Annotated in this window: 13 protein-coding genes; 10 read left to right on the top strand and 3 right to left on the bottom strand. The window is 59.0% G+C overall.

All coding sequences use genetic code 11. From position 1 onward, the window contains the following. The first annotated feature begins 7 nt into the window (after nt 1-7). The 5 genes from QE435_RS12240 to QE435_RS12220 all read left to right on the top strand — a co-directional run bounded on the left by QE435_RS12240 (nt 8) and on the right by QE435_RS12220 (nt 5,876). Nucleotides 8-640: an NAD(P)H-dependent oxidoreductase gene (locus QE435_RS12240; RefSeq protein ID WP_349041540.1), complete on the top strand. Its 633-nt coding sequence runs from the start codon at nt 8-10 to the stop codon at nt 638-640. Nucleotides 641-977: 337 nt separating this feature from the next. Then, a complete protein-coding gene (locus tag QE435_RS12235; RefSeq protein WP_349042849.1) occupies nt 978-2,018 on the top strand; it encodes a methionine ABC transporter ATP-binding protein in 1,041 nt (346 codons plus the stop codon). Then, nucleotides 2,008-2,676, top strand: coding sequence for a methionine ABC transporter permease (locus QE435_RS12230; protein ID WP_306934434.1), 669 nt, complete (start codon nt 2,008-2,010; stop codon nt 2,674-2,676). Before QE435_RS12235 ends, QE435_RS12230 begins: the two co-directional genes overlap by 11 nt. 64 nt (nt 2,677-2,740) lie before the next feature. Then, on the top strand, nt 2,741-3,517 hold the full coding sequence (locus tag QE435_RS12225; RefSeq protein WP_306934433.1) for a MetQ/NlpA family ABC transporter substrate-binding protein: 777 nt from the start codon (nt 2,741-2,743) through the stop codon (nt 3,515-3,517). A gap of 196 nt (nt 3,518-3,713) precedes the next feature. After that, nucleotides 3,714-5,876 (top strand): bifunctional diguanylate cyclase/phosphodiesterase, encoded by a 2,163-nt coding sequence (locus QE435_RS12220; protein WP_349041539.1) that lies wholly within the window; start codon nt 3,714-3,716, stop codon nt 5,874-5,876. Between the two features lie 117 nt (nt 5,877-5,993). Here the strand turns inward: QE435_RS12220 and QE435_RS12215 are convergent, their stop codons facing one another. Then, nucleotides 5,994-6,980 carry a rhodanese-related sulfurtransferase gene (locus QE435_RS12215; protein WP_306934431.1) on the bottom strand — a complete coding sequence of 329 codons (987 nt, stop codon included), beginning with the start codon at nt 6,978-6,980 and terminating at the stop codon, nt 5,994-5,996. 401 nt (nt 6,981-7,381) lie between these two features. Between QE435_RS12215 and QE435_RS12210 the strand changes: the two genes are divergently transcribed. Further along, the gene (locus QE435_RS12210; RefSeq protein WP_349041538.1) at nt 7,382-8,617 is read left to right on the top strand and encodes a hypothetical protein; all 1,236 of its coding nucleotides are present in this window, start codon (nt 7,382-7,384) and stop codon (nt 8,615-8,617) included. 94 nt (nt 8,618-8,711) lie between these two features. Here the strand turns inward: QE435_RS12210 and QE435_RS12205 are convergent, their stop codons facing one another. Both QE435_RS12205 and QE435_RS12200 read right to left on the bottom strand, forming a co-directional pair. Continuing rightward, on the bottom strand, nt 8,712-9,620 hold the full coding sequence (locus QE435_RS12205) for a CHAD domain-containing protein (protein WP_349041537.1): 909 nt from the start codon (nt 9,618-9,620) through the stop codon (nt 8,712-8,714). Further along, on the bottom strand, nt 9,604-10,092 hold the full coding sequence (locus QE435_RS12200) for a CYTH domain-containing protein (RefSeq protein ID WP_306934427.1): 489 nt from the start codon (nt 10,090-10,092) through the stop codon (nt 9,604-9,606). Before QE435_RS12200 ends, QE435_RS12205 begins: the two co-directional genes overlap by 17 nt. A 153-nt stretch (nt 10,093-10,245) precedes the next feature. Here QE435_RS12200 and QE435_RS12195 point away from each other — a divergent pair, with 153 nt between their 5' ends. From QE435_RS12195 to QE435_RS12180, 4 genes are all read left to right on the top strand, one after another. Next, on the top strand, nt 10,246-10,884 hold the full coding sequence (locus QE435_RS12195; protein ID WP_306934426.1) for a 2-dehydro-3-deoxy-phosphogluconate aldolase: 639 nt from the start codon (nt 10,246-10,248) through the stop codon (nt 10,882-10,884). Between the two features lie 105 nt (nt 10,885-10,989). Further along, nucleotides 10,990-11,691: a tellurite resistance TerB family protein gene (locus QE435_RS12190; RefSeq protein WP_309771801.1), complete on the top strand. Its 702-nt coding sequence runs from the start codon at nt 10,990-10,992 to the stop codon at nt 11,689-11,691. Nucleotides 11,692-11,777: 86 nt separating this feature from the next. Then, nucleotides 11,778-12,473, top strand: coding sequence for a GNAT family protein (locus QE435_RS12185; RefSeq protein ID WP_349041536.1), 696 nt, complete (start codon nt 11,778-11,780; stop codon nt 12,471-12,473). Next, nucleotides 12,470-12,676: a hypothetical protein gene (locus QE435_RS12180; RefSeq protein WP_309771799.1), complete on the top strand. Its 207-nt coding sequence runs from the start codon at nt 12,470-12,472 to the stop codon at nt 12,674-12,676. The genes QE435_RS12185 and QE435_RS12180 overlap by 4 nt, the downstream gene beginning before the upstream one ends. Nucleotides 12,677-12,730 lie beyond the last annotated feature (54 nt).

Raw genomic sequence — 12,730 nt, 5'->3', positions numbered from 1 at the left:
AGTTTCTATGCTGATTGATAAATTGAACTGGCGCTATGCCACGAAGAAGATGGACCCCGCAAAGTCTGTGTCCGAAGACAAGGTGGACCGCATCATCGAGGCGGCGCGTCTGGCTCCGACCTCAAGCGGCCTGCAGCCCTTCGAAATCATCGTCGTGACCAATCCTGAGGTTCGCGCCAAGATCCAGGAGATTGCCTGGAACCAGGCGCAGATCACCGATGGTTCGCATCTCCTCGTATTCGCCGCCTGGGACAATTACACGCCCGAGCGCATCAACCACATGTTCGACCTCACCAATGAGGAGCGCGGCTTCAAGAACGAAGGCTGGGAAAAGTACCGCCAGTTCCTGCTTGGCATGTATCCGGATCGCGATCCGGAGTCAAACTTCGAGCACGCTGCCCGCCAGGCCTATATCGCCTTCGGCATGGCTGTTGCCCAAGCCGCCTTCGAAGGCGTGGATGCAACGCCGATGGAAGGTTTCGAGCCTGCCAAGCTGGACGAGATCCTTGGCCTTCGTGAGAAGGGCCTGCGCTCGGTGACGATCCTGCCGCTCGGCTATCGTCAGGAAGAGGGCGACTGGCTGGTCAATCTGAAGAAGATCCGCCGTCCGCTGGATCAGTTCGTGACCAAGGTCGACTGAGCCACCTCTGTGTCTTTCGGGCAGATTTTTCCGTCATTCGCGGATAATTGAAATATTCTGCCTATAAATCGGTATCGCATACCGGCATGTATGCGATACACAGATGGCCGAAACGCTAAAGCCTTCGCAGGTTCGGCGTGAAAGTCATCGACTTCAGAAAGTTGACCATGCTCTCAGATGTCTTTCATTGTCGAATGTGCCTTATGGCGGCGTAAACGGTTGTGGCCTGATGGGCCGTCCGCCGGAATGAAGAGACAGTTTCCTCAAGAGCAATGGCATGAATTCCGACATCAGTAAGGGCGCAGCGCGTCCTATCCCGACCTCGACAGCCGACCCGATGGTGGCGTTCGAGGCTGTGACGAAAACCTTTGGCGGCAACGGCAAACAGCCCGCCTTCACCGCGCTTGCAGGCGTGGATTTCGTCGTCCCGCGTGGCGGCATTTCCGGCATTATCGGCCGTTCGGGTGCCGGCAAGTCCACCATGATCCGCCTCGTCAACGGGCTGGAACGGCCGACATCCGGCAAGGTGGTGGTGGATGGCGTCGATGTCGGCGCGCTGGACGAGGGCGGCTTGCGTGGCCTTCGCCGCTCGGTCGGCATGATCTTCCAGCACTTCAATCTGCTATCGTCGCGCACCGCTTACGACAATGTGGCGCTGCCGCTGGAAATTTCCGGCGTCTCGAGGCAAGAGATCCAGCGCAAGGTCGGGCCGTTGCTCGATCTCGTCGGTCTCGGTGACAAAGCCAAGCGCTATCCGGCGGAGCTTTCCGGCGGCCAGAAGCAGCGTGTGGGCATCGCACGTGCGCTTGCGACTGAGCCGAAGCTGCTGCTCTCCGACGAGGCGACCTCGGCGCTCGATCCGGAAACCACGCAATCGATCCTCGAACTGTTGAAGCGCATCAATGCCGAGCTTGGCCTGACCGTGCTGCTCATCACCCACGAGATGGAGGTGGTGAAGACCATCGCTTCGCAGGTTGCCGTCATCGACAAGGGGTTGATCGTCGAGCAGGGCTCCACCTTCGATATCTTCACCCATCCGCGCCACGAGACGACACGCAGCCTGTTGTCGTCCGCCGTCGGCGTCAAGCTGCCGCATTGGGTCACGTCCGGCCTGAAGAGTGAAGCGGCTGTTGGCGACCGCATTCTGGTGCGTCTCGTCTTCTTCGGCGATACGGCGTTCCAGCCGCTGACTGCACGTCTTGTCGCCGAGATCGGCCCGGATGTGAATATTCTGGCGGGCACCATCGAAGAGATTGCCGGGGCGCCCTTCGGCTCGCTGGTCGTGTCCTACCCGGCAACGCCCGAGGTTCTGGCACGGGCGAAACACTTCTATGACGAAACGGGTCTGACGACGGAGGTGCTTGGCTATGTCGCCTGATATGCTGTTCAACATTCTCCTCAAAGGCCTGATCCAGACGCTGCATATGGTGGCGGTTTCCGGCATCGTCGGGTCCGTGCTCGGACTGCCGATCGGCATCTTTCTCGCCACCAGCGGCAAGGGCGAGCTGTTCGAAGCGCCGATGACGAACCGCATTATCGGCTTCATCGTCAATGCGGCGCGCTCCACGCCCTTCATCATTCTGGTGGTGGCGATCATTCCCTTCACCCGGCTGGTTGCCGGCACATCGATCGGCACCAATGCCGCCATCGTGCCCCTCACCGTCGCCACTGTGCCCTTCATTGCAAGGCTGGTGGAAGCGGCGATCCGCGAGGTGGATAAGGGACTGATCGAGGCGGCGCGCGCCATGGGTGCAACGCCGCTTCAGATCGTCACCAAGGTGCTTCTGGCCGAAGCCAAGCCCGGCATTACGCTCGCGCTGACACTCACGCTCGTCAGCCTGATCGGCTATTCGGCGATGGTGGGCGCTGTCGGCGGCGGCGGCCTTGGAGACCTCGGCATTCGCTATGGCTACCAGCGCTTCATGCCGGATGTGATGCTGGCGGTGGTCATCGTCCTCATCGTGCTGGTTCAGCTGGTGCAAAGCGCAGGTGACGCGCTTGCCCGCAGCTTCGACAAGCGCAACCGCAAGACCTGAAAAACGAAGCATCGGGGCAACCGGCGCTCACCGAGACCAAACCATGAACCCAAGGAGACCACATATGAAAAAGCTTATTATCGCTGCTTCTCTCGCAGCTCTTTTTGCAGGCAGCGCGCTGGCTGAAACCATCAAGGTCGGCGTGACCCCTGCCGAACATGCGCAGATCATGGAGCAGGTGAAGAAGATTGCAGCCACCAAGGGCCTCGACATCGAGATCCTCGAATTCTCCGACTACGTCGTGCCGAACCAGGCGCTGGCCGATGGCGAGTTGCAGGCCAACTCCTTCCAGCACCAGCCCTATCTCGACAACCAGATCGCCGACCGCAAGTTCGATCTCGTCAGCGTCGGCACCACCATCACCACGCCGATGGGCGTCTACTCCAAGAAGGTGAAGAGCCTTGACGAGTTGAAGGATGGCGCAACCGTCGGCATCCCGAACGACCCGACCAATGGTGGCCGCGCGCTTCTGGTTCTGGCTTCCAAGGGCCTGATCAAGGTGAACGAAGCTGTCGGCCTCAAGGTCACGCCAGCCGACATCACCGAGAACCCGAAGAACATCCAGATCGTCGAACTCGACGCCGCACAACTGCCGCGTTCGCTGGACGATACCGACGCGTCGGTGATCAACACCAATTATGCAACCGCCGCCGGTCTCAACCCGAAGAAGGATTCGATCGCCATCGAAAGCGAAAAGTCTCCCTATGCGAATGTGATTGCGGTTCGCTCGGAAGACAAGGACAAGCCTTGGGTCAAGACGCTGGTGGAGTCTTACCACAGCCCGGAAGTGAAGAATTTCATTCTGGAAAAGTACAACGGCACCGTCATCCCGTCTTGGTAATCGACCGGCACCCGGTCTGGAAAACGCGCCCCTTCCGCAACCGCGGCAGGGGCTTTTTCTTGCAAAAGTGGCAGAATTGTACGTTTCGTACCAGATTTCTGCGCGTATTTTTAATCTCTTTTGAATGTTTCCCCCGCACCATGGCGCTTTGTAGAGGTGTATAGTTGCGTTCAGCGTGGGGCAGAGCAGAATGAGGATGATTGGCAGGAGATCTGCGGTTGCAGGTGTGCTTTTCGCCTTTGCGCTTATCGTCGCTCTGATCACGGCGCTTGTTCTTTCGGCGCTGACCAATGTCACGCAGATGGCCAACCGGCTGGATGAGGAGCGTTCTCTCCAGACGACGCGCGGGGCGCTTTCCACCTTCCAGCATCAACTGGGCGCGACACTGAATGATTACGCCGCCTGGGACGATGCCGCCCGTTTCGTCTATGCCGAGGATGGCACCGGCTGGATCATCAGCAATTACGGCGACATGACCGTCAATAGCGAGCTCTTCGATACCGCCGTCGTTCTGGACGATCAGGAGGGTGTGCTGCTTGCCTATCAGAATGGCGCGCCGGCACCCTGGAGCGTCGGCTCCTATTTCGGCGGCAGCATTTCTGAAATGATCAACCGCATCCGCAATGCCGGACCGGAGACCAATCCCGAAATGACCGGCTTCATCCGCACGCGTGACGGCGTTGCCGCCGCCGGTGTCGCACTGGTGCGCAAGAAATCCGGCGAACTCGATCCCTCGCTTGGCAAACGCTATCTGGTCTTCGTTCGCCATCTGACCGATGAAAAGGTCGGCAAGCTCGGCCAGACCTATCTGGTCAACGGGCTGTCGCTCAATAACGGCTTTGCAACCACGCCCTATTATGTCGATATCGTCGATCCGAATGGCGAGATCCTTGGGAAGCTGACCTGGACGTCGACCATGCCGGGCGATGTCAGCCTCAACGAAGTCCGCCCGCGGGTTCTCAGCGCCTTTGCCATTGTCGGCGTCTTTTTCCTTGTGCTCTTCATCTTCGGACTTGCCGTGATCCGCAAGCTCAAACGTGAGGAAGCGGTCATGCGCGAAGAGCTTCTGGTCGATCGCTTGAGCGGTCTCTACAATCGCCCTGGTCTGTTTCGTGGCCTGAAGCGCATGACGGAGACGGCCAGTGCAGACGGCTCCTATGTGGAGCTCATCTATCTCGATCTCGACGGTTTCAAGGATGTGAACGATTCCTTTGGCCATGAGGTGGGCGATCTCTTGATCAAGGCCATGGCCGCGGCACTCAAGGTTCTCGCGCCGAAGGATGCCTTGCTGGCACGCCTCGGTGGCGACGAATTCGCCGTTGCCCTGCAAGGACCCGATGCCCGCATTGAGGGCCGCAAGTTCTGCGATGCGCTGCTGGAACTGGTTTCCGAACCCTTCATGCTGGGCGACCGCGTTGCCGCAATCGGCTGCAGCATTGGCATGGCCGTTTCCAAGGGCGGTGATATCCATGGCGAGGAACTGCTGCGGCGGGCGGATATGGCCATGTATGAGGCGAAAGAAGGGGGCGGCGGACGCTATTTCGCCTATCAGGCCGACCTCGATGCGCGCCGCGAAGAACGCAAGCAGCTGGAAGCCGACCTGAAATACGGCATCGACAACAATGAAATCCGCGTGGCCTTCCAGCCAGTCGTCAACACGCTGACGCGCCGTATCATCGGGGTCGAAGCGCTGGCCCGCTGGGACCGCCCGGGCTACGGTCCGGTCTCACCGGATGTCTTCATTGCCGCAGCAGAATCGAGTGGCCTGATCGACAAGCTCGGTATGCAGGTCATGCGCACGGCGCTGAAGGAAGCGGCCGCCTGGCCGGACCTGAAGGTCGCCATCAACATCTCGCCCGTCCAGTTCCGCAACCCCGCCTTTGCCGGCCATGTAGTGCAGGTTCTGGAGGAGACCGGAATTGCGCCGGACCGCGTCATGCTGGAAATGACAGAAGGTTACTTCATCCACCATCCAGAGCGCGCCCAGGCGGCCATCGAAAAGCTGCAGCAGATCGGGCTTAGTATCGCGCTCGACGATTTCGGCTCCGGCTTTGCCAGCACCGGCTATCTGCGCCGCTTCGGTTTCGACCGCATGAAGATCGATAAGTCGCTGGTCGTGGCGCTGGAAGAGGGCGGCCGCTCACTGGAAATGCTGACCGCCACCGTCGCACTTGCCCGCTCGCTTGGCATGCCGGTGACGGCGGAGGGTATCGAAACCGAAGACCAGGCCGTGATCCTCCAGATCTGCGGCTGCGATGAGCTGCAGGGCTATCTCTTCTCCAAGCCTCTGGATGCGGCAGGCATTCACGAGTTGCTGACGCAGCAAGATGCGCCGATGGAGCAGTTGAAGGCTTCATAACGACTAAGCGCGATTACAGCATCGGCCCGAAAATCGGACTCGATTTTCGCAAAGCACGATGCGTCGATTCAAAAAAGGGAAAGCGTCCTTTGTGCGTCCAGTAGGAGGCTCACCGCTTTAGCGCCCCAGATGCTTCTCGCCGCGTTTCTTGGCGATCTCGATCTGCTTCTGGCGGTCGCGGAAGCGTTGGCGGTCTTCTTCGGTCCGGTCGTCGTAACAGCTTGGGCAGGAGACGCCCTCTTCGAAGAGCGGCGACAGGCGCACCTCTTCGGTGATCGGGTTGCGGCAGGCGTGGCAAAGTTGGTGATCGCCCTCGGCAAGACCATGGACCACGGAGACGCGCTCGTCGAAGACGAAGCAGGCGCCTTCCCACAGGCTCTCTTCTTCCGGCACTTCTTCCAGATATTTCAGAATGCCGCCCTTCAGGTGGAAGACATCTTCAAAGCCCTGTTCCTTCATGAAGGCCGTGGCCTTTTCGCAGCGAATACCGCCGGTGCAATACATGGCGATCTTCGGCTTGTTGTGCAGGCCGGGATTGTTCTTCACCCACTCGGGGAACTCGCGGAAGGTCTTGGTCTGCGGATCGACCGCGCCTTTGAAGAGGCCGATTGCCGTTTCGTAATCGTTGCGGGTATCGATGACGATGGTGTCCGGATCGGAGATCAGCGCATTCCAGTCCTTCGGATCGACATAGGTGCCGACGATCCGGTTGGGATCGATATCCGGCACGCCCATGGTGACGATTTCCTTCTTCAGCTTCACCTTCATGCGCACGAAGGGCATCTTCGACGCGCGGCTTTCCTTGTGCTCAAGGCTCGCAAATTCCGGCTGCGCACGCAGATAGGAGAGCACGGTCTGCACGCCGGCATCGGTTCCGGCAATCGTCCCATTGATGCCTTCCGCCGCCAGAAGCAGCGTGCCCTTGACGCCCTGTTCCTGACAGAGCTTGAACAGCGGATCGCGCACGCTCTCGAACCGCGGGAAGCGGGCGAAGTGGTACAGCGCAGCCACGAGGAAATCGCCAGCGGCACCGGAGAGGGTGGAACTGGAAGACGTCGCCTCGGCAGTGGCGTCCGGGCGGAAGGATGTCGTGTTGTCGGTCATGGCCGCTGAAATACAGCCAGATGCGTTCGCTTGCAATCCTGTTGACGCTGGATTTGAATGGGTACTTGTCCCAGGCATGAGAGCGCTTGGCCGCAGTTCTAGTGGGTTTTGGCTTTGATAAAGCTAATGGGCGGACTGCCACTGGTCTCGCGCAGAGAGAATATGCACTTGTTTCCGTCAACGTAGAATCACAAGCGCTGGTCTTGGCAGCGGTGGAAAATTCAAAAATCTTGTGGCTTTCCACATCTTGCGGCAGCTTCTCTAGTCCACGTGTATTGTCATCTGAGTCGACCAAATCGATACCGGGAGGACGCGGGTGGCAAGTTCAATGCGGAGGTGTGCTTGTACAAACCCTGTTTCCAACCGACAGCAGGTTTTAGCGGAGGCGAAGTGACACGATAATGGATTACAGAACGTATCGCTTCGTTGACGATCTGTTTTTGGTCGTTGCTGGCGGCGATGATGTGCTTGAAAAAGCAATCGCGTCTCACGTAAGACTGAAACACATCGTAGAAGAAGCCCTTAAGAAAAATGGAGAACATTTTCAAAGCGCACGGGGCATCGCCTCGGCTGTAAATCGTATAGTAGAACAATACAGACAATTCAGCCCAATTGATGGGATTTACTATGTGGTTGCGTTAGCTGCAGATCGCCTGGATATGCTTGAAGAAGCGGACGGATCGACGCTTTCCGATTACTTTAACCCGATCATCGCGGGATATCGGCTAGAGTGCAGAGATTTTGCAAGTGGTGAACAGCCACGTGTTCTGGAAGAACTTATTAGCCTCATTAGTTGGAAAACGATGAGTTCCGGTCCAGAGTCCATCCACTCGATCATCCAGCCAAAGCTTGAAATATTTGAAAGGGATGTGAAGGCTAGGGCGGAAGAGCTTGCTTCAGTAGTCTCGGAACATCGCGCGCTGTTCAGCGACCAGCAGCTTCTCCACTCACAAGCCGCTGAAGCTACTGTGAGAGCAGAGAAGCAATTGATTGCCGCTGGTCACATATTCGAGCAAAAAGCGCTTGAAATGGAAGATCGCAGCCAGGAAATAGACGCCGACATCCGGCAACTTCGTGCCGACCTAGACGCTCAAGTTGCCAAGTTTGGCACTGAGGCGGCTAGAAAACTATGGGGCGAACGTGAAAAGCAGAGCCGTTTCGCGCTGATCGCTTCTTCTATTGCCATATTTTGTCTGATTGCCGCGCCGATTATCGGCGCCATCTGTTTCACGACCGAGGTCCTGCATTATCTCGCGCAGATCGTAGCGGCATCGAGCCTGCCCACCACCGACGCGACCGGACAAGTTTTGCCCGCGCCCAACGACACGCAGATCACAATCGCTGCCATTGGTAGGCTGGTCATCGTCACCGTTCCTGTCTTTCTATACATCTGGGCCATTCGCCTGGTGGTGCGCTTCAACTCCCGGTCCTTGATGTTGTTGGATGACGCGAGGTTGAGGCTGACCATGCTCGACACCTTCTTCCATTTGATCGAGAAAGAAGGAGCGGTGAAAGAGGATCGCGCGCTGGTGCTTAATGCGCTCTTCCGTCCCGGCCCCGGACATGGCGATAACGTTGATCCGCCAAACTTCACGGAGCTTGTGACAAAGGCAATGGGCTCTACGCCCGGCAAGTAAGATATGCCCCGCCCTTCGACCTCACTCAATTCGTTCGGATGTCAGGCGCACGAACGACACTTCAATAACGCAGTAAACCCTACGCTTCTCAATCTCACCGTGCCGCATGCTTCCATAAAAGCGCAACCATCTCCGCCTCGCGGGCGGCCGTCTCGGCGAAGACATGGTCGGCGAGTTTCAGGCTCTCTTCACGTAGTGCCTGCTGTCGGTCGATGATGGCGTCGAGCAGCAAAGCGAGGGTTTCGCCGCCTGCGAAGCTGTCCGGTTCGCGGTCGGCGAAGGCGGCGAGTACGGAGAGGTCGTGTTCGTGGCCGAGGAGTTTGACCAGTTGTTTGGCGTCCTTCCTCTTGGCGCGCATGGCGGACGGCCAGAGCTTTTGGAGGAGCGCCAGATGCATCCAGTAGATCTGGCCGCTCTTGCGCAGGTCGTGAAAATACTCGTCATGGGCTTGCCCGTGGCAGAGGCCGAGCGCATCGAGCGCCTTGCGGCGTTGCTTTTCCCAGGTCTTGCGGATCATCTTCAGCGCGGTCTTTTCGCCGTGGGAGAGCGACAGGGCCGAGAGTGCGTGCCTGCCTTCCTCGCAGGACTGGATGGCCGCTTCGATCCGCTTTGGCAGGTCGCCGTCCTCATGGGTTGCGTCGTCGCGGCGCTTGCTCAGCACGTCATGAACGGTTGCCAATGCGTCGCGCTCGGCGTCGGAGCGGGCGAAGCCTTGCAGATAGGTGATCGTTTCCACCAGCGCTGCGGCATCGCGCGCGGCTGACAGGGAGCGGGCGATATCGCGGAAGCGGGCGTTTTCCATCTTGCGGAAATCCGGCGCCTCCTTTTCCAGGAAGCGATAGAGCGCCCGGATGCGCTTGAACTTCTTTCGCGCATCATGCACCGCACGGTCCGTGCCGTCCGGCTGATCCTTCAAAAGAGCGATGGCGTCGTGTATGAGTTGAAGAGCCTTTCGCCTGATCTCCTCGACGAAGGAGCGGGCGGGATCAATCTTGAAGGACATGGCGCAGCTCCAAGCTCAGATCTTCCATGGCCATGTGCTGGTTGGAATAGCGCCGGTCGCCGGTCACTTCGGTGCCAAGCCATGCGGGAAGCGCGGGGCGGTCGGTCTCTTCGCGCATCTCGACTTCCGCAACGACGAGACCACGATAGATGCCGTCGAACACATCCACCTCCCAGACGAAGCCTTCGTGATCCACCGTGTAGCGGGTCTTTTCGATGACGATGCCAAGTGCGGTGGTCATCAATTCGCGGGCATCTTCGATAGCGATGGGGTATTCGTATTCGTCGCGCACAAGTGCACCGGTGCCGATCTTGATGGTCAGCCGGGCGTCGGCGTCGTCCATGATCCTGACGCGCACCGAGCGGTCTTCCATCGAGGCGATATAGGCTTGCTGGAAGGACTTCCGAGACGTCGTTTCTCGCTGCCACTCATCGCTGCGGACCAGAAACTTGCGTTCGATTTCTTTTGCCATTCAACACCCTGTGCTGTTTTGCCGGACGGTAAACCAAGTGGTTGTCATGAAAAAGCAATAAATGAGAAAACGTTGCCTCGGCCTCGACATGGCGCAGTGGGCGCGGTATTTGAATGCGCAATTTCAATCGATACAAAAGCGGGAGATATCACCGTGGCCCAGGATTCCGAAAAGCTTCTTCCCATCTTGAAACTTCAACCTGTGGTGCCTGTGCTGATCGTGGACGATCTGGCGTCCGCCGTGCCGCTGGCCCGCGCCCTGGTGGAAGGCGGTCTGAAAGCCATCGAGATCACCATGCGCACGCCTGTGGCACTCGATGCCATCCGCGCCGTTGCCGCAGAGGTGGAAGGCGCACATGTGGGTGCCGGCACCATTTTGAATGCGAAGGATTTCGACGCCGCTGTCAAGGCGGGCTCCACCTTCATCGTCAGCCCCGGCGTCAACAAGAGCGTGCTGGATGCTGCCGAAGGCTCGGATGTGCCGCTGCTTCCCGGTGCTGCGACAGCCAGCGAAGTCATGGTGCTGCGCGATGCGGGCTACAAGGTCCTGAAGTTCTTCCCCGCCGAACAGGCCGGTGGCGCGCCCTACCTGAAAGCGCTCTCTTCGCCGCTCGCCGGCACCGTGTTCTGCCCGACCGGCAGCGTCTCGCTGAAGAACGCCAAGGACTACCTGTCGCTGCCGAACGTCGTCTGCGTCGGCGGCTCCTGGGTTGCGCCGAAGGAACTGATTGCGGCGGGCGATTGGGCTGGCATCACCAAGCTTGCGGCAGAAGCCGCAGCGCTTCGGGGCTGACGAAACGCCCAAGCCGTTCACGACGGCGTGATGGCTACAGCCAATTGTATTGGCCCGGACACTTCCTATCTCCTGTTTCGACATTGACCGAAACAGGAGATTTTGATGTTCGACGCGAAGAAGCTTCTCGACCAGTTTTTGGGTTCGCAGGTGCCTGGGCTGTCAGGAAGCGTGCGGGACCGGGCAGGGCAGGCGGCGGAAATCGCGAAGAACAATCCGATGAAGGCTGGCGCACTTGCCGCCGCCATTCTTGGCACCAAGACGGGCCGTAAACTTGCGGGCAATGCGGCCGCCGTGGGCGGTATCGCCGCCATCGCCGGTCTTGGCTATCTGGCTTATCGCAACTACCAGTCCGGCAAGTCGCCGCAGGCAGCGACCCAGCCGCAGCCGACGCAGGAGCTTTTGCCGCCGCCGGTCGATTCCCCGTTTCACCCGCAGTCTCCCGCGCTGTCCAACAGCTTCGCCTTGACGCTGGTGCAGGCGATGATTGCCGCGGCAAAAGCTGACGGCCATATCGATGCGGCCGAGCGCGCGCATATCATGGAGAAGGTCAAGATCTCCGGTCTCGACCATGAGGCGGAAGCCTTCATCGAGAAGGAACTGGCCGACCCGCTCGATATCGACGCGCTGGTGGCCGCGGCAAAGACCGAAGAGCAGAAGGTGGAAATCTACACCGCCTCGCGCCTCACCATCGAGCCGGACAGCCGGGCTGAGCGCGGCTATCTCGATCTTCTTGCCGGTCGCCTCGGCCTGCCGGATGCGCTGGTGGAGCATATCGAAGCCACCGTTTCCGCCGCCAAGGTCTGATCGATCAATTTATTCCATATCAGAGGTCGGTTGTCTTTGATCGATGGCTGACTTATTCCTGAGCGTCACAAAGCTCAGGAGGCAAGATGCGCGATCTCAGCCAGTTCAAAGGATGTCCAGCACCGCAGCCGGTGACGCTTGAAGGCCGGTTCGTGACCGCCGTTCCCTTTGATCGGGCGGCGCACCAGCAGGCGATCTGGGATGCCCTTGGCGGGCTCGGCACCAATGATCTGATCAAGTATTTTCCCAACGATCCCTTCCCGGATGCGGCCGCCTTCAGCGACTGGATCGAAGGCATGGCGACGAGCCTTCAATGGGTGACGCTGGTTTTCATCGAAAATGTCAGCAGCGACGTCGTCGGCATGGCGACCTATATGCGGCCCGATCCGAAGAATGGCGTGGTCGAAGTGGGGTCGGTTGCCCATGGGCCGAAGATGAAGCGTTCGCCGCTTTCCACCGAAGCCCATTATTTGATGGCGCGGCATGTCTTCGACGATCTCGGTTATCGCCGCTACGAGTGGAAGTGCCATAATGAGAACGAGCCGTCGAAGGCGACGGCCAAGCGCTATGGCTTCACCTTCGAGGGCGTCTTCCGCCAGCACATGATTTCCAAGGGCAAGAACCGCGATACGGCCTGGTTCTCGATCATCGACAGCGAATGGCCGGTGATCCGCGAGGCCTTTGAGACGTGGCTATCGCCGGACAACTTCAAGGAAGACGGTACGCAAAAGCGCAAGCTGGAAGACATCCGAGCCGGTCTTTCCGCCGGGGCTGCCGCATGAGCAGCAAGGACACGAAGTCGGCCGCCATTGCCGCCATCGTCATCATTCTCGGCTTCGGGTTTCTGTTCTACATCGTGCCGACGGTAACGCTGTGGCTTGCCAATACCTATTCGGTCTGGCTCGCAGCGGCTTTCGATGTTGCGGCGGTGCTGGCTTTCTTCCTGGTATTCTGGCTGAGAGCGCGCCACCAGCGGCGGGGTTGAGAGCAAATCGCGAGAGCGATCTTGCCTGCCCAAAAATTCTGCATTCGGCCTTTT

The organism is Agrobacterium sp. SORGH_AS 787 (assembly GCF_030819035.1).
GTDB lineage: Bacteria > Pseudomonadota > Alphaproteobacteria > Rhizobiales > Rhizobiaceae > Agrobacterium > Agrobacterium larrymoorei_B.
The sequence above is the reverse complement of the archived record's forward strand: the minus strand, read 5'-3'. Positions and strand labels throughout refer to the sequence as shown.